The sequence below is a fragment of the Pseudarthrobacter sp. NPDC092424 genome, from assembly GCF_044754925.1.
Taxonomy (GTDB): domain Bacteria; phylum Actinomycetota; class Actinomycetes; order Actinomycetales; family Micrococcaceae; genus Arthrobacter.
In genome coordinates this window covers 91,482-108,080 of sequence record NZ_JBIVQC010000005.1, presented here as the reverse complement: position 1 = coordinate 108,080, position 16,599 = coordinate 91,482, and the positions used below count along the sequence as shown (strand labels likewise).

The window sequence follows — 16,599 nt, the reverse complement described above, 5'->3', positions numbered from 1 at the left end:
ACGATGTACCCGGCCCGGCCAGAGACGGGGGCCGGAAAACGACTGGCACGAATCATGCATTACAAATTTTGTAATGCCATACGACCAGACGATTCACACAGTACATAGTGAGAGCCAAATATGACATAGGGCACATTATGGAATTTTTGGCTTGTCACATCCCGCTTGGTAACCGCACTGAGGCCCGGTCCGGCCGCAAAAAAGGGCGCCCCGAAAGGCGCCCTGCCGTGCTTGCGGATTCCGGGGAAGGCTACTCCCGTGGCGTCCGGACCACCTCGCTGATCCATTTCCGGGTTTTCTCGTCCACCGGCCCGGCGGTACGGATGTTTCGCGCCTGCCTGTCCGCCTTGATCTTCTGCAGAACCATCCGCCCCAAGCCGGCGAAAACAGCCGCGGCAACCACGGGCAACAGCACGGATTTGGAATTCTCAGCCATTCGCCAATCCTAGTGAGCGGCCCCCAACATCTCCAGAGCAGGCTGCCCCGGCCCCTGATTCAGGGAGGGTGCCGCGGCCGCTAGAATAGAGGAGCAAGCTCGCGGAGCGCCCGTCCACACTGTTCACCCTGAAGGTCCCCAACAGACGGTACGGCGTAAGACGGCACCACTCCGCTGCGCCCTTACCCAAGCTCACGCACAGGAGTTACCGGATGCCCCGGATCGTTGTTGACGTCATGCCCAAGCCCGAAATTCTGGACCCGCAGGGGAAGGCGATCGTCGGGGCCCTCCCCCGGCTGGGCTTCACCAGCTTCAGCTCTGTCCGCCAGGGCAAGCGCTTCGAACTGACCGTTGACGGCGAGGTGACCGAGGAGATCCTGGCCCAGGCCCGCAACGCCGCAGAGACCCTCCTCTCCAACCCCGTGATCGAGGACGTCGTCAACGTCGAGGTCGTCGAGGCCTGACATGACTGAACTTCCCCTGATCGGCGAGGCCGTCGCCGTTGCGGCGGAACCCCGCCTTGCCGGCGCCCGGATCGGCGTCGTCACCTTCCCCGGAACCCTTGACGACCGCGACGCAGCCCGTGCCGTCCGTCTGGCCGGCGGCACCGCCGTCGAACTCTGGCACGGCGACAGCGGACTCGGTGACGTGGACGCCGTCATCATCCCCGGTGGTTTCTCGTACGGCGACTACCTGCGCGCCGGCGCGATCGCCCGGTTCGCTCCGCTGATGTCCCGCATCATCGACGCCGCCAACAGCGAAGCGAAGCTGCCGGTCCTCGGCATCTGCAACGGCTTCCAGATCCTCACCGAGTCGCACCTGCTGCCCGGTTCCATGATCAAGAACGACCACCTGAAGTTCCTGTGCCGCGACCAGGTTCTGCGGGTGGAGAACAGCAACACCGCCTGGACCCTGGACTACGAAGCAGGCCAGGAGATCACCATCCCGCTGAAGAACCAGGACGGCCAGTACATCGCGGACGAAAAGACGCTGGACGCGCTTGAGGCCGAGGGCCGCGTCGTGTTCCGCTACGTGGGCTTCAACCCGAACGGCTCCCGCCGTGACATCGCCGGCATCTCCAACGCCGCCGGCAACGTGGTGGGCCTCATGCCGCATCCGGAGCACGCCGTGGAAGTTGGATTCGGTCCTGAGTCGCTTGATGGCATCGGCGGCTCCGACACCGACGGGCTGGGCTTCTTCACCTCCGTACTGACCAAGATTGTGGGAGGCGACAAGTGACCACCGAAACCACCAAGAAGTTCAACATCGACACCGTCGAGAACGCCGCCAAGACCCCGGACACCGAACTGCCCTGGGCCGAGCTTGGCCTCAAGCAGAACGAATTCGACGAGATCGTCAAGGTCCTGGGCCGCCGCCCCACCGGCGCGGAACTGGCCATGTACTCCGTCATGTGGAGCGAGCACTGCTCCTACAAGTCCTCCAAGAACCACCTGCGCCAGTTCGGCCAGAAGGTCACCGAGGAAATGAAGAAGGACATGCTGGTGGGCATCGGCGAGAACGCCGGCGTCACCAACCTGGGGGACGGCTGGGCCGTGACCTTCAAGATCGAATCGCACAACTCGCCGTCGTTCGTTGAGCCCTACCAGGGCGCCGCGACCGGCATCGGCGGCATTGTCCGCGACATCATCTCCATGGGCGCCCGCCCGGTGGCCGTCATGGACCCGTTGCGCTTCGGCGCCATCGACCACCCGGACACGGCACGCGTGATGCACGGTGCCGTTGCCGGCATCGGCGGCTACGGCAACTCGCTGGGCCTGCCAAACATCGGCGGCGAGATGGTCTTCGACTCCGTGTACCAGGGCAACCCGCTGGTCAACGCCCTCGCGGTAGGCGTCATGCGCCACGAGGACATCCGCCTCGCCAACGCCTCCGGCAAGGGCAACAAGGTGGTCCTGTTCGGTGCACGCACCGGCGGCGACGGCATCGGTGGCGCTTCAGTGCTGGCCTCCGAGTCCTTTGACGACACCAAGCCGTCCAAGCGTCCCGCCGTCCAGGTGGGCGACCCCTTCGCCGAGAAGGTCCTCATCGAGTGCTGCCTTGAACTGTTCAAGGGCTCCCTGGTGGAGGGCATCCAGGACCTCGGCGCGGCAGGCATCTCCTGCGCCACGTCCGAACTGGCCTCCAACGGCGACGGCGGCATGCAGGTTGAGCTGACCTCCGTCCTGCTGCGCGACCCCACGCTGACCCCGGGCGAAATCCTGATGTCCGAGTCGCAGGAACGCATGATGGCCGTGGTAACCCCGGAGAACGTGGAAGCGTTCGAGGCCGTGATGGACAAGTGGGCCGTGGAGCACTCCTGGCTGGGCGAGGTGACCGACACCGGCCGCCTGATCATCACCTGGGAAGGCGAGGTGATTGTCGACGTCGATCCCCGCACCGTCGCGCACGACGGACCGGTCTACGACCGCCCGTACGCCCGCCCCGAGTGGCAGGACTCCGTCCAGGCCGACACCTTCACCGGTTCCGTGCAGGACGCCGGCCGCCCGTCTTCCCCGGCTTCCCTGGCTGCCGCCGTAACTGAACTCGTGGCATCGCCGAACATGTGCTCCAAATCCTGGATCACCAACCAGTACGACCGGTACGTGGGCGGCAACACCGCCATGGCGTTCCCGGACGACGCCGGTGTGGTGCGCGTGGACGAGGAAACGGGCCTGGGCGTTGCCCTGGCCACCGACGCCAACGGCCGCTACACCTACCTGGACCCGTACCACGGCGCACAGCTGGCACTGGCCGAGGCCTACCGCAACGTGGCCACTTCGGGTGCCATCCCGATGGCCGTCAGCGACTGCCTGAACTTCGGCTCACCCGAGGACCCGGATGTCATGTGGCAGCTGGCCGAGGCCATCCGCGGCCTGTCCGACGCGTGCATGGTGCTGGGCATTCCGGTCACGGGCGGCAACGTCTCGCTGTACAACCAGACGGGCAGCACCCCCATCCACCCCTCCCCCGTGGTGGCGGTGCTGGGCAAGCTCGACGACGTCGCCCGCCGCACGCCGTCAGGCTGGCGCGAGGACGGCCAGGCGATCTACCTGCTCGGCACCACGGCTGCCGAGCTGGACGGTTCCGAATGGGCCAACATGCGCGGCCACCTGGGCGGGCAGCCCCCCAAGGTGGACCTCGAGGCCGAACGCGCCCTGGGCGGGATCCTGATCAATGCGTCCCGTGACGGCATGATCGACTCCGCTCACGACCTCTCCGAAGGCGGCCTCGCGGCTGCCCTGGTGGAGTCGTCGCTGCGCTACGGCGTCGGTGCCAGGATCGCGCTGCAGGACGTCATGGACCGCGACGGCGTGGACCTGTTCACCGCGCTCTTCTCCGAGTCGCAGGGCCGCGCGATCGTTGGCGTGCCCCGCTCCGAAGAAGTCCGCTTCACGGACATGTGCACCGCCCGCGGCTTCGCCCACACCCGCATCGGCGTGGTGGACGCGGCTAGCGGCAAGCTGGAGATCAACGGCGTGGAAGGCCTGTCCCTGGACGCCCTCCGCGAGGCCCACGAAGGTACCCTGCCGAAGTACTTCGGCTAACGCTCCACAAGGAATCCGCGCCGGTTCCGGACAAACGCACCCCTGACCCGGGGCGCGGATGTCCGGAACCGGCGCGGACTTTTGTTGACGCGTCCAGCCGGTTCAGTCCTCGCTGTGGAGCTCACGCTGGCGGGCGCTCAACAGGTCGACTTCGGGGCGGGCAGCCACAAAGCGTTCGACGCCGGCCAGCACCTCCGCGAGGTGCGCCCGGTCCGCTGCCACCAGGCCAACGCCCAGCCTGGCCCTCCGATACTGTTCCTGGTCCCCTACCTCGGCCACCGAGACCTCGAACCGGCGTTTCACCTCAGCCAGCAGGGGGCGCACCACCGACCGCTTCTCCTTCAGGCTGTGCACATCCCCGAGGAGGATGTCGAACTCGATCCAGCCGATCCACATCCCGAGCTGCCTACCGCCCCGGCAGCACCAGGCCGGGATAGTGCCGCTCGGTCACGTCCGGGTGGGCGCGCATCCTGCCCTTGAGCATGTTCATGCCAAAGGAGGACAGAAGCGGATTGGCCGGATCGTCGGTGATGCCCCGCGCCGCAGCCTTGAGCTCGGGATCCAGCGGAACTGGCCCGATCACCGCATCGAGCCGCGGCGACCAGAAGAACGGCACCGAATAGCGGTCCACGCCCGGCGGCGGAGCCTGCACCCTGTGGATGGTGGCGGCCAGGTAGCCCTCCGTGGCTACCTCCAGCATTTCGCCCAGGTTCACCACCAGCGCGCCCGGGATGGGTTCCACGGGAGCCCACCCGGTGGCGCCCGGGGGCAGGACCTCGAGGCCTCCGACGTCGTCCTGCAGCAGCAGGGTCACGAAACCGTAGTCCGCGTGCGAGCCCACGCCCTGGTCACCGGCCGCCTCCACCACGCCTCCCACGTAGTGCACCAGCTTGCCCATCCAGGCCGGGGTGCCCTGGAACGGCTCGTCGAAGTAGTCCTCGGGCAGCCGCAGCGTCACCGCGATGGCCCGCATCAGTTCCATGCCTACGGAAGACATCAGCTCCGCCCACTCCATGGCGGCGGGCTTGAGTTCGGGGAAGAACTCGTCCGGCCAGAGGTTGGGGCCCTGGAGCAGCCAGAAGGGCTGGCCCGCAGGGTAGTCCGGAACGGGTTCGCGCTCCGGCGAATAGTCAATCTGTTCCCGTGCGTCCGCCCGGCCCTGGGTGACTTCCGTGCCCATTCGGGTGTAGCCGCGGAAGTGTGGCGAGAGGCGGTTGTCAAGCTTCATCCGCTGCTCCAGGGGCAGCGCGAAGAAACGGCGGATCACCTCCAGGAGGTGTTCGGCCTGTCCGGGCGCGGCGCCGTAGCCCGTCACCTGGAAGAAACCCACGTTGTGCGTGGCGTAGCGAAGTTGCTCGATGAACTCTGGATTGAAGGACCCGTCGGCCCGGCGTGCTGTACTAAGGTCCAGGACAGGTATGGTCCCCTGATCGTGTGGCATCTTGGCAGACTAGCATCGAGCAGGGTGCCTTTGTAGGCTCGCAGAATGCGGCAGCCCGGAAGGAAGACCAAGCACATGCAGCTCAACTACCCGGGTATCGGTTTTACCGAGGACGGACGCGTTCCGGAGGGCTATCGCTCCGTGGTCCGGGAGGAGTATCTCGGTGAGGGCAGGGACGTGTATCTCCGCGTTGCCCACGGCATCCTCGGCTGGCAGCTGCAGCGGCTGGCGGGGCTGCGCGTTCGTGCGGATGCCGCCGTCGCCCACCCCGGTGCACGCGTGGTGAGTGGGTTCGGCGCCGGCCCTTTCCGGCTGGACGCGCCCTGTGAAGTGGTGTGGGTGCGCCGCCCAACCGTCGCAGCGGGGGCGCAGTCGGCGGGTTTCGGATATGGCACGTTGCCCGGCCACCCCGCCCGGGGCGAGGAATCATTCGAGGTGGCAATCGACGCCGCCGGAAGGGTGGTCCTGAGGATCACCGCCTTCAGCAGGCCGGCCAACTGGTTCTACGCTGCGGGAGCGCTGGCCACCCGGGCGGCGCAGCGGTACGTGACCTCCCGGTACATTGAAGGGGCACGCACACTCGCCGCAGGTGAAAGCTGATCAGGAGAAGGTACATGCTGGACCAGAAGACCCTTGACCGATTGTGGAACTACGCCGATCCCGGGCTGTCCGGGCAGCGGTTCCAGGAAGCCATGGCAGGCCAGGAGTACGACGCCGACGAGAAAGCGGAGCTCGCCACGCAGCTGGGGCGGGCCATGGGCATGCAGGGCCGCTTCGAGGAGGCGGATGCGCTGCTGGACGGGATCGACGGCGAGGAGCCCACCGTCGCGGTCCGCGTCCTGCTGGAGCGGGGCAGGCTGCTGCACGCAGGTGGCCATTCCGCCATGGCGGTGCCCCTCTTTGAGCAGGCGGCGGAGCTGGGCGACCATCTCGGCGAGGAACTGCTCGCCGTGGACGCCCTGGCCATGCTGGCCGCGGCGGACCCGGCCCACGCCGAACCGTGGGCCCGCAGCGCCATCGAATACGCTGCCACCGCCCATGACTCCCGCGCCCGCCGCTGGCTGCCGGCGCTGCACGCCGCGCTGGGCGGCACGCTGCAGGAAGCCGGGCGCTACCCCGAGGCAATTGTGGAATTCCAGCTGGCCGAGCAATGGGCCGAACGCGCCGGAACTCCGGACCAGCAGCAGGAGGCCAGGGACGCCATCCGGTCCTGCGAGCGGGCCCTCGCCGTCGACTGAGCGTTCGCCGGCCCTTAGAGGTTGTACTGCCAGGCCACCTGGGCGGGGCAGAGGTTCATGACCACGTCCAGCCCGGCAGCCTTGGCGCGCTCCGCGGCGGCCTCGTCCACCACGCCCAGCTGCAGCCAGACAGCTTTGGCGCCCACGGCGATCGCCTGGTCCACCACGGCGCCCACCTTCTGCGAATTCACAAAGCAATCGACGACGTCGAGAGGGTGCTTTTCCGCCGGTATCCCAGCGAGCGTGCGGTACCCGGTTTCGCCGTGGACGGGATCGCCGGGCAGGTTCACGGGGATGATTTCCATGCCCAGCCGGTCCCGAATAAACAGCGACGTGTCGTAGGCAGCGCGCCACTCGTTGGTGGTCAGGCCCACGATGGCCCACCGCCCTTTGTTCCGCATGAGGCGCTCGATGACTTCAGGATCGTTGGTGTGGGCCATATGCCAAGCCTACGCCGTCGGCGCACATCCTTTCTGCCGAATAAGTGACTGAATGAGTGCGGCGCTGGCGCCTGTGAACGAATATTACGGCGCCGGATGCGGCGATTTGGCCAATGCCGTGCGGTTCCGCTGTAGTGGGTAGTGACCATCCCGAGCGGCCGAGAGACCTGGATCAATGAAGCCGCAGCATCCCTAGGGCGGCTTGCCGCCTGAAAAGCAGCACGTGCCGAGGCGACCATCCCCGGCGGGCGGTGAAGGGTGCTACTGCCAGGATCGATGGAGCACCATGACCCCTGAAATTGATACTGCTGCGCCTGTTTCCACCTGGAACACTGCCATGGCCGCCAACGGCGTGCCCGGCGCAGGTTCCCCCAACGCCACTTCGAACGCGACGGCGGTCGAAGCAGGGCTGCGTGACGCGCCAGGCCCCGCCTCCGGCTCTTCGGGATGGTCCTCGACCGGGCCGGAAGACGATGCCGTGCACGGCGTACCGTCCGGCGGCCCGGCGCGTCACAGCAGCACCATCGTGTCCCCGGAGAATGTCGCCTTCTGGGAGCAGCAGGCCCTGCGCCTGGACTGGGAATCCCCCTGGCACACCGCCCACCGCTGGGTACCGGCTGACGCGGCGGCCGGCACCGGCCCGCAGATCAGCTGGTTCGACGGCGGCAGGCTCAATGTGGCCTACAACTGCGTGGACCGCCACGTGGCCAACGGCCTGGGCAGCAAGGTGGCCCTGTACTTCGAGGGCGAACCCGGCGACCGCCGCACCATAACCTACGCCGAACTCCAGCGCGAGGTGGCCAAGGCAGCCAACGCCCTCCTGGCGCTGGGCATCGCCAAGGGCGACCGCGTGGTCATCTACCTGCCGGTCATCCCGGAAACCGTCATCATCACCCTTGCCGTGGCCAGGATCGGGGCCATCCACTCCCTGGTGTTCGGCGGTTTCTCCGCCGAGGCCCTGCGGTTCCGCGTGGAGGACACCGGCGCCAAGCTGCTGGTCACCACGGACGGCCAGTACCGCCGCGGGGTGGCAGTTCCGGTCAAGGACAACGCCGATGCAGCGGTGGCCGGGAACAACGCCGTCGAACACGTCCTGGTGGTGAACCGCACGACGCCCGCTGAGGACCTCCACACGGTGAACATGACCGAAGGCCGCGACGTGTGGTGGCACGACGTCGTCGGGAATGCGCCGGATGTCCATCAACCCGAGGCGTTCGACGCCGAAACCCCACTGTTCATCATGTACACCTCCGGCACCACCGGAAAACCGAAGGGCCTGGTGCACTCCTCCGGCGGCTACCTCACGCAGGCGTCCTGGAGCTTCGAGCACCTGTTCAGCAACCCGGACCCGGCGTTCCGCGACCAGGACGTGCACTGGTGTACAGCGGACCTGGCCTGGGTCACCGCCCACACCTACGAGATCTACGGACCGCTGTCCAACGGCGTGACCCAGGTGATCTTCGAAGGCACCCCCAACACCCCGCACCCGGGCCGGCATTTCGAAATCATCGAGCGCTATGGCGTCACGCAGTACTACACGGCGCCAACCCTGGTCCGCTCGCTCATGGGCTGGTTCCCGGACGGCGTGCCGGAGTCATACGACCTCTCCTCCATCCGGATGCTGGGCACCGTGGGCGAGGCGGTGAACCCGGAGGCGTGGCGCTGGCTGCGCGCCAACGTCGGGGGCGGCACCGCACCGGTGGTGGACACCTGGTGGCAGTCGGAAACGGGTGCCGCCATTCTCTCCCCCGCGCAGACGGACACGGATTTCAAGCCCGGTTGCGCGGCCCGGCCCCTTCCCGGCGTCAGCACCAGGGTGGTGGACGACGGCGGCGCCGCAGTGCCGCCGGGCGTCCAGGGATTCATTGTGGTCGACTCCCCCGGTCCGGCCATTGCGCGGACCGTCTGGGGCAACCCGCGGCGCTACTTCGATTCGTACTGGAGCAAGTACTCGGACCAGGGCTGGTTCCTGGCCGGGGACGGCGCCAAGTACGACGAGGACGGCGACATCTGGATCCTGGGCCGGGTGGACGACACTCTGAACGTCTCCGGCCACCTGCTCTCCACCATCGAGATCGAGTCCGCCCTGGTGTCCCACCCGGACGTGGTGGAAGCGGGTGTCTGTCCGGTGGCGGATCCGAAGACCGGCCACGCCATCGTGGCGTTCGTAGTCCTTCGGGAGGCGGCGCCAGGCGCGGCAGGCCCAACCGCGCACGAACTCCGGCAGCACGTCGCGAAGGCGATCGGCCCCATCGCCAAGCCGCGCGACGTCGTCGTGGTTCCCGATGTTCCCAAGACCCGCAGCGGCAAGATCATGCGCCGACTGCTCACCCAATTGTTCGAGGGGACCGCCCTTGGCGATACCACCTCACTCCAGAATGAGCCGGCGGTTGCCGGCATCCAGGACGTCCTGCGCGAGCGGACCCAAGCAAAGGAAAATTCATGACCGAGATCAGCAACGTCGCCCGGCTCTCCGAACCGCTCAAGTTCGCATACTGGGTTCCCAACGTCTCCGGCGGCCTGGTGGTATCCACCATCGAACAGCGCACCAGCTGGGACTTCGAGTACAACAAGAAGCTGGCGCGCATCGCCGAGAACTCCGGCTTCGAATACGCCCTGTCCCAGACCCGCTACGCGGCTTCCTACGGCGCGGACAAGCAGCACGAGGCCACCTCGTTCAGCCTGGCGCTGCTGGCCGCCACGGAACGGCTCAAGGTCATCGCCGCGGTCCACCCGGGCATGTGGCACCCGGGCGTGCTGGCCAAGTACATCATCACTGCCGACCACATCTCCAACGGCCGCGCCGCCGTCAACATCGTCTCCGGCTGGCTGAAGGCGGAGTTCGAAAACTTCGGCCTCGAATGGCTGGAGCACGATGAGCGCTACGTCCGCACAGAGGAGTTCATCCGCGTCCTCCGCGGCCTGTGGACCCAGCAGGAGTACAGCCAGTCCGGCAAGTACTACAACATCACGGACTTCACCCTGAACCCGGCCCCTGTCAACGTTCCCGGCCGCGCCCACCCGGAGATCTTCTTCGGCGGAAACTCTACGGCGGCCCAGGCCACCGCGGGCCGCGTAGCGGACTGGTACTTCTCCAACGGCAAGGACCTGGAAGGTTTCAAGGAAAACATCGCCGGCGTGGTTGCCGCTTCCGGTGAAACCAAGCGCGGCACCGAGGGTGCCCTCGCCGCCCCGCGCTTTGGCCTCAACGGCTTCGTCATTGCCCGCGACTCCGAGAAGGAGGCCCGCGACACCCTGCGCGAGATCGTGGAGAAGGCACACAAGCCGGCCGTTCAGGGTTTCCGGGACGCCGTGCAGGAGGCCGGGCCCTCCACCAAGGACGGCAAGGGCATGTGGGCCGACTCCACGTTCGAGGACCTGGTCCAGTACAACGACGGCTTCAAGACCCAGCTGATCGGCACCCCGGAGCAGATCGCCGAGCGCATCGTGGAGTACAAGAAGATCGGCGTGAACCTGTTCCTCACCGGCTACCTGCACTTCCAGGAAGAGATCGCCGCGTTCGGCCAGGACATCCTGCCGATCGTCCGTGAACTCGAGGCTGACCTCGCCCGGAAGAACGGCACCGAGCTGGACCTCTCCCAGGCACCTGTCGCTGAAACGGTGGCCGCCTGATGGCTGACCGCAAGTTCGGTTTCCGCACCCGCGCCCTGCACGCCGGCGGCACGCCGGACGCCGAGCACGGTGCCCGCGCGGTGCCCATCTACCAGACCACCTCTTTCGTGTTCAAGGACACCCAGGACGCAGCCAACCTCTTCGCCCTGCAGAAGTACGGCAACATCTACTCCCGCATCGGAAACCCCACGGTGGCAGCCTTCGAAGAGCGCATTGCCTCATTGGAGGGCGGCATCGGTGCTGTTGCGACGTCGTCGGGCATGGCAGCGGAGTTCCTCACCTTCGCCGCGCTGACCCAGGCGGGCGACCACATCGTAGCCGCATCCCAGCTCTACGGCGGCACCGTCACCCAGCTGGACGTCACCCTGCGCCGCTTCGGCGTGGACACCACGTTCGTGCCCGGCACGGACCCGGCGGACTACGCAGCCGCGGTCCGGGACAACACCAAGGCGATCTTCGTCGAGGTGGTGGCCAACCCGTCCTCGGAAGTCCAGGACCTGGCGGGGCTGGCGAAGGTGGCGCGCGACGCCGGCGTCCCCCTGGTGGTGGATGCCACCTTGAGCACGCCGTACCTCGTGCGCCCGATCGAGCACGGAGCGGACATCGTTATCCACTCCGCCACCAAGTTCCTCGGCGGACACGGCACCACCCTGGGCGGCGTGATCGTCGAGAGCGGCCGCTTCGACTGGGGCAACGGCAAGTTCCCCACCATGACCGAGCCCGTGGCCTCCTACGGCAACGTCTCCTGGTGGGGCAACTTCGGCGAGTACGGCTTCCTGACCAAGCTCCGCTGTGAACAACTGCGCGACATCGGGCCTGCCCTCTCGCCGCAGTCCGCATTCCAGCTGCTGCAGGGCGTGGAAACGCTCCCGCAGCGCCTGGACGAGCACCTGAAGAACGCGCAGGCCGTGGCCGAATGGCTGGACGCAGATCCGCGCGTGGCCTACGTTAACTACTCCGGCCTGCCCTCCCACCCCCACTTCGAGCGGGCTAGGAAGTACCTGCCGCAGGGACCGGGTTCGGTGTTCTCGTTCGGTGTTGCCGGCGGACGCGCTGCGGGGCAGAAGTTCATCGAGTCGCTCCAGCTGGCCTCGCACCTGGCCAATGTGGGTGACTCCCGCACCCTGGTGATCCACCCAGGATCCACCACGCACCAGCAGCTGAGCGCCGAACAGCTCGAGTCGGCCGGCGTGCCGGAGGACCTGGTCCGCATTTCGGTGGGCCTGGAGGACATCGAGGACATCCTGTGGGACCTGGACCAGGCCCTTACGGAGGCCCAGGACGCAACTGCGGATGGCGCCGTCGTCCGCCCTGAGGAGGCGGCTGACGCCTGCACGATCGGAGTACGCGCATGAGCACTGCTGAACGGACCTGGGAAGGCCCCGCCGCCCCCGAGCGCCTGTCGCTCTTGCGGGCGGCCAAGTCGGTCGCCATCGTGGGGGCCTCCGACAAACCGTCGCGGGCCAGCTACTTCGTGGCCACTTACCTGCAGTCCTCCACGCGGTACAAGGTGTATTTCGTCAATCCCGTGGTGAAGGAGATCCTTGGCCAGCCAACGTACGCCTCCCTCGCGGACCTTCCCGAAAGCCCGGACATCGTGGATGTGTTCCGCAAGCATGACGACCTTCCGGGCGTCCTGGAGGAAGCCGTTGCGGCCGGGGCCAAGACCCTCTGGCTGCAGCTGGGCTCGTGGCACGAGGGCGTGGCCGCGGACGCCGAGGCGGCCGGGCTCAACGTGGTGATGGACCGCTGCGTGAAGATCGAGCACGCCCGTTTCCACGGCGGGCTGCACCTGGCCGGCTTCGATACCGGCGTGATCTCCTCCAGGCGGCAGGTCCTGGCCTAGGTCCGGCCAGGACGCGCTACTGGTTGAACTTCTTCAGCCACCTGGCTCCGGGGCTGGCCTTATGGCCGGTCCCGGAGTTGCCCGCCTTCGCGGCCTGACGCTCCGCCAGCGCCTCAATTTCGGGGGCCCGCTGTTCCCGGTCCTTACCGGCTCCCGCCGGCTTGGTGCCAGTGTCCGCCGCCCGGCCGCCGTTTCCGGCACCTGCGGCGGCGTCTGGGCTTTCCGTGGCCCGCGGCTTGCCGTTGCCAGCCGTTCCGGACTGGCCGGACCCCGTCAGCGCGGCCACGTCCTGTCCTTCAGCGGCGTCGACAGCCTCCGGCTCCACGGCGCCCGGTACCGGCTTCTCCGTGGGCACGCTGTCCGCTGCAGCGTTGGGAACCGCGATGGTCCACCGCGGAGCCCAGTTCTCGAGGAGCTGCTGGACCGAAGCGTGGTTGTCCGTAGCCTCCGGCAGGCTGGCGGCCACACTGGTGACGCCCAGGCCCATCCCGGCCATCACGGTGAGCCCGACCACAGCCGAGCGGTTGCGGCGCAATGCCCGCCGGCGGGCCAGCTCATCGCTGCGGAATCGCGCGCTCTTTCGGGCAACTTCCTGGCGGGCAGCGGCTTCCCTCGCCATGGCTTCGCGCCGGGTGGTATGGGCGGGGGTGCCGGACAGCATCGCTGCAAGTTTAGGACCCGGCGCGGGGACGGGCAGTTCAGCGAGCGTGCCCATGGAAAGCAGGGCGGCGCGCAGGTCGGTTGCGTCCTGCTGGCCGGACTCGAGCAGGATCTGGTCCACTGTGTCCAGGACCCTGGCAGCGTGGGGATTCATGGCCTCACATATTCCTTTACAGCGGGCTCCTCCCGGAGCCTGTTCAGTGCCCGGCGCTGAAGCTGCTTAACAGCACCCGGACTTTTGTCCATCACCTCGGCGACCTGTTCCACAGTGAGACCGGCAACGATGCGCAGGGTCAAAACCTCGCGCTGGTCGTCGAGCAGGCCGCTGAACAGGCGCTGGACTTCCTGGGGAGCGATGAGCCCCAGGACTTCGGTTTCCGCAGAGGTATCTTCGCGCTGGTCCAGCTCCGGTTCGAAGGGAAGCCTGGCCGGCGCGCGGTTCTGCCGGCGGTGGTCATCCACCATGCGGGCGTGGGCTACGGAAAAGATAAAGGTGCGCAGGCCGGCCATTCCGCCGCTGATGGTATCCAGGCGGGGCAGCACTGCGAGGAAGACATCCTGCATGACGGCCTCCGGGTCCTCTACTCCGCGGGCCGTGAGATAGCCCAACACCTGTGATGCGTACGTTCGGTACACCAGGTTGAAGATTTCCGGGTCGCCGGCGCCGTCACGTATTGCGTCATCGATCAGCGCATCGGTCACGGACGTACGGCTTTCAATGGAGGGAACTTTGCTTGCTAAGTCTAGGCCCGGCAGCGCCTCCACGAAACTTGCCCTCTACAACCAAGTGCTCATACATAAAAAGAGCCGGGCTGGAACGTGATGGGGGACAGGTTCCAGCTCGGCGCTTCATATAGGTAATCGCCCGGGTATCCGAAAGGGTTACGCGGTTTTGAGAAAACTTTTAAACAGTCCGTTTGCCCCCGGACCCGGCCGTAGCTGCGCCGGGAAAGCGAACGGCGGGCCACCCCACCGGGGGCGCCCGCCGTCGTCGTATGCGTAAAGCCTTAATCGTTGATGAGGTCGTTCACCACGATGGTCTGGTCCCGGTCCGGTCCTACGCCGATGGCGGAGAAACGCGTGCCGGAGAGCTTCTCAAGGGCGAGGACGTAGTTCCGCGCGTTCTCCGGCAGGTCCGCAAGGGTGCGGGCACCGGTGATGTCCTCGGTCCAGCCCTCGAAGTACTCGAAGATGGGCTTGGCGTGGTGGAACTCGGTCTGGGTCATCGGCATTTCGTCATGGCGCACGCCATCAACGTCGTAGGCCACGCAGACGGGGATCTGCTCGATGCCGGTGAGTACGTCCAGCTTGGTGACGAAGTAGTCCGTGAAGCCGTTGACGCGGGAGGCGTGGCGGGCCAGGACGGCGTCGTACCAGCCGCAGCGGCGGGGACGGCCGGTGTTCACGCCGAACTCGCCACCGGTCTTCTGCAGGTAGACGCCCATCTCGTCGAAGAGTTCCGTGGGGAACGGGCCGGCACCAACGCGGGTGGTGTAGGCCTTGATGATGCCGATCGAGCGGGAAATCCGGGTGGGGCCGATGCCCGAGCCCACCGAAGCTCCGCCGGCCGTCGGGTTCGAGGAGGTGACGAACGGGTAGGTGCCGTGGTCAACGTCCAGGAAGGTCGCCTGGCCGCCCTCCATCAGGACCACCTTGCCCTCATCCAAGGCGCTATTCAGGACCAGGGTGCTGTCGATCACCAGCGGGCGCAGGCGCTCAGCGAAGGACAGGAAGTACTCCACGATCTCGTCCACCACCACGCTCCGGCGGTTGTAGATCTTGACCAGGACCTCGTTCTTCTGGTGCAGCGAGCCTTCCACCTTCTGGCGGAGGATGGATTCGTCGAAGACGTCCTGGACGCGGATGCCCAGCCTGGCTACCTTGTCCATGTAGGCGGGACCTATGCCGCGGCCGGTGGTGCCGATGGCGCGCTTGCCAAGGAAGCGTTCGGTGACCTTGTCCAGCACCTGGTGGTAGGGCGCCACAAGGTGGGCATTGGCGGACACACGCAGCTTGGAGGTGTCCGCGCCCCGCGCCTGCAGGCCGTCAATCTCCTGGAACAGGGCCTCGAGGTTCACCACGCAGCCGTTGCCGATGATGGGAACCGCGTTGGGGCTGAGGATGCCTGCCGGCAGCAGCTTGAGTTCGTACTTTTCACCGCCTACGACGACGGTGTGCCCGGCGTTGTTGCCGCCGTTGGGCTTGACGACGTAGTCAACGCGGCCGCCCAGGAGGTCAGTCGCTTTGCCTTTTCCTTCGTCGCCCCACTGGGCTCCTACGATCACAATTGCTGGCATGGGATCCTCCCCCATTCGTTCGGGCCACCTGGTCCGGCCGGAAGATGGCAGGCCCCTGCGGCACCGTTCATGAGAATGCCCCAAACGTACCGGCGGTCGCTGTTCCGCATGGCGGCGCAGCAATGCAAGAGTTCCGGGGCCCTTACCACCCAAGTTTAGCGGATCAGCGGATTTGTCCACTCGTTAGGCGTCCCGTCCCGGCATTTCGCGCACCTGCGGCTTGCTAAACTGGTCAAGACCGGTCAGGAACCGGCCCACCCCTTTTCCACCGCCCCGGACCGGCTGCGCCGTCGTGCGCCCTTTTCCGGTGTGTCAGCAACGCCATATCCGCAGGAGATCCCGCCCTTCATGACAGCACTGGCCCCCGAATCCGTCCATGAGCAGCTCCTGAGCCGCCGCTACGAACCCAACGTTGCAGCCGTCAACGAGCTCTGCGATTCCCTGCAGGAAGCCAAGCCGGGCACGGTGGTGCCGTACGTCGATCCCATGCACGACGTGGATGAATGCCGCATCATCAGCCTGTTTTCCAACATCGGGGAGGCGGATCCGTCCGGCTTTATCACCGCCGGGGACCACGACGCCGCCACGCGCATGCTGGGGATCCAGTGGAAGCTGGGCCTGCGCCCTGAGTTCGTCATGCCGTGGAACGTCCACCCGTGGCACGTTCCGGGCGAGCCGAACGGCAAGTTCACGCCCGACCAGATCCAGTCCGGACTCAAGCCGCTGCTGAAGTTCCTGGCCCTGGTACCGCGCGCATCGGTGATCGTTGCCCACGGGACCGAGGCTAACCGCCTGGCCAACCTGCTGCTGAAGACCGAGGTTCCACTGCTGTGGCGCCGTGGGCTGAAGACCTACAAGGTACGGTCCCTCAGCGGCCGCGCGTTTGCCGGCTCGCCCGCCCGCCAGGAGGAATACCTCCAGGACATGCGCGTGGCATACGCCGACGCGATGGCCCGGACAGGCCTCCAAAAAGCCTCCTGACCCTTTCGGGTTGTCGTCCAAAACTCCCGGACGGACGACGGCGGCTGGCCTTCCACGAAGGGCCAGCCGCCGTCGGACTTTA

The 16,599-nt window shown here is 66.8% G+C and carries 17 protein-coding genes; 10 read left to right on the top strand and 7 right to left on the bottom strand.

What is annotated here, in order from left to right:
* Nucleotides 1-250: 250 nt before the first annotated feature.
* Entirely contained in the window at nt 251-436 is a 186-nt protein-coding gene (locus ACIQCN_RS09630; RefSeq protein ID WP_400610633.1) for a hypothetical protein, read from the bottom strand.
* A 212-nt stretch (nt 437-648) separates the two neighbouring features.
* Between ACIQCN_RS09630 and purS the strand changes: the two genes are divergently transcribed.
* The 3 genes from purS to purL are packed head-to-tail and all read left to right on the top strand — an operon-like array spanning nt 649 to nt 3,981.
* Nucleotides 649-900 (top strand): phosphoribosylformylglycinamidine synthase subunit PurS, encoded by a 252-nt coding sequence (gene purS / locus ACIQCN_RS09625; RefSeq protein ID WP_045730009.1) that lies wholly within the window; start codon nt 649-651, stop codon nt 898-900.
* Nucleotide 901: 1 nt separating this feature from the next.
* A complete protein-coding gene (gene purQ, locus ACIQCN_RS09620) occupies nt 902-1,675 on the top strand; it encodes a phosphoribosylformylglycinamidine synthase subunit PurQ (RefSeq protein ID WP_400610631.1) in 774 nt (257 codons plus the stop codon).
* Nucleotides 1,672-3,981, top strand: coding sequence for a phosphoribosylformylglycinamidine synthase subunit PurL (gene purL, locus ACIQCN_RS09615; protein WP_400610629.1), 2,310 nt, complete (start codon nt 1,672-1,674; stop codon nt 3,979-3,981). Before purQ ends, purL begins: the two co-directional genes overlap by 4 nt.
* A gap of 102 nt (nt 3,982-4,083) precedes the next feature.
* On the opposite strand, the gene ACIQCN_RS09610 is transcribed toward purL, so the two are convergent.
* Complete coding sequence (locus ACIQCN_RS09610; protein ID WP_400606621.1) at nt 4,084-4,377, bottom strand: DUF503 domain-containing protein; 294 nt, start codon at nt 4,375-4,377, stop codon at nt 4,084-4,086.
* A 10-nt stretch (nt 4,378-4,387) separates the two neighbouring features.
* On the bottom strand, nt 4,388-5,422 hold the full coding sequence (locus tag ACIQCN_RS09605; RefSeq protein WP_400610627.1) for an isopenicillin N synthase family dioxygenase: 1,035 nt from the start codon (nt 5,420-5,422) through the stop codon (nt 4,388-4,390).
* A gap of 45 nt (nt 5,423-5,467) precedes the next feature.
* On the opposite strand from ACIQCN_RS09605, the gene ACIQCN_RS09600 reads away from it, so the two are divergent.
* Nucleotides 5,468-6,022 carry a DUF1990 family protein gene (locus ACIQCN_RS09600; protein ID WP_400610625.1) on the top strand — a complete coding sequence of 185 codons (555 nt, stop codon included), beginning with the start codon at nt 5,468-5,470 and terminating at the stop codon, nt 6,020-6,022.
* Between the two features lie 14 nt (nt 6,023-6,036).
* Nucleotides 6,037-6,660 (top strand): hypothetical protein, encoded by a 624-nt coding sequence (locus ACIQCN_RS09595; protein WP_400606614.1) that lies wholly within the window; start codon nt 6,037-6,039, stop codon nt 6,658-6,660.
* A 14-nt stretch (nt 6,661-6,674) separates the two neighbouring features.
* Here ACIQCN_RS09595 and ACIQCN_RS09590 read toward each other — a convergent pair whose 3' ends face one another.
* Nucleotides 6,675-7,100: a CoA-binding protein gene (locus ACIQCN_RS09590; protein ID WP_400606612.1), complete on the bottom strand. Its 426-nt coding sequence runs from the start codon at nt 7,098-7,100 to the stop codon at nt 6,675-6,677.
* Between the two features lie 286 nt (nt 7,101-7,386).
* On the opposite strand from ACIQCN_RS09590, the gene acs reads away from it, so the two are divergent.
* The 4 genes from acs to ACIQCN_RS09570 are packed head-to-tail and all read left to right on the top strand — an operon-like array spanning nt 7,387 to nt 12,579.
* The gene (gene acs, locus ACIQCN_RS09585; RefSeq protein ID WP_400610623.1) at nt 7,387-9,546 is read left to right on the top strand and encodes an acetate--CoA ligase; all 2,160 of its coding nucleotides are present in this window, start codon (nt 7,387-7,389) and stop codon (nt 9,544-9,546) included.
* Nucleotides 9,543-10,733, top strand: a complete 1,191-nt coding sequence (gene sfnG / locus ACIQCN_RS09580) for a dimethylsulfone monooxygenase SfnG (protein WP_400606607.1) — start codon at nt 9,543-9,545, stop codon at nt 10,731-10,733. Before acs ends, sfnG begins: the two co-directional genes overlap by 4 nt.
* A complete protein-coding gene (locus ACIQCN_RS09575) occupies nt 10,733-12,088 on the top strand; it encodes an O-acetylhomoserine aminocarboxypropyltransferase/cysteine synthase family protein (protein WP_400610621.1) in 1,356 nt (451 codons plus the stop codon). The genes sfnG and ACIQCN_RS09575 overlap by 1 nt, the downstream gene beginning before the upstream one ends.
* Nucleotides 12,085-12,579, top strand: a complete 495-nt coding sequence (locus ACIQCN_RS09570) for a CoA-binding protein (RefSeq protein ID WP_400606603.1) — start codon at nt 12,085-12,087, stop codon at nt 12,577-12,579. Before ACIQCN_RS09575 ends, ACIQCN_RS09570 begins: the two co-directional genes overlap by 4 nt.
* Before the next feature lie 16 nt (nt 12,580-12,595).
* On the opposite strand, the gene ACIQCN_RS09565 is transcribed toward ACIQCN_RS09570, so the two are convergent.
* The 3 genes from ACIQCN_RS09565 to ACIQCN_RS09555 all read right to left on the bottom strand — a co-directional run bounded on the left by ACIQCN_RS09565 (nt 12,596) and on the right by ACIQCN_RS09555 (nt 15,536).
* Complete coding sequence (locus ACIQCN_RS09565; protein WP_400610619.1) at nt 12,596-13,393, bottom strand: hypothetical protein; 798 nt, start codon at nt 13,391-13,393, stop codon at nt 12,596-12,598.
* On the bottom strand, nt 13,390-13,941 hold the full coding sequence (locus tag ACIQCN_RS09560; protein ID WP_400606598.1) for an RNA polymerase sigma factor: 552 nt from the start codon (nt 13,939-13,941) through the stop codon (nt 13,390-13,392). Before ACIQCN_RS09560 ends, ACIQCN_RS09565 begins: the two co-directional genes overlap by 4 nt.
* A 305-nt stretch (nt 13,942-14,246) precedes the next feature.
* Entirely contained in the window at nt 14,247-15,536 is a 1,290-nt protein-coding gene (locus ACIQCN_RS09555; protein WP_400606596.1) for an adenylosuccinate synthase, read from the bottom strand.
* A gap of 348 nt (nt 15,537-15,884) precedes the next feature.
* Here ACIQCN_RS09555 and ACIQCN_RS09550 point away from each other — a divergent pair, with 348 nt between their 5' ends.
* Nucleotides 15,885-16,517: a uracil-DNA glycosylase gene (locus tag ACIQCN_RS09550; protein WP_400610617.1), complete on the top strand. Its 633-nt coding sequence runs from the start codon at nt 15,885-15,887 to the stop codon at nt 16,515-16,517.
* Nucleotides 16,518-16,599 lie beyond the last annotated feature (82 nt).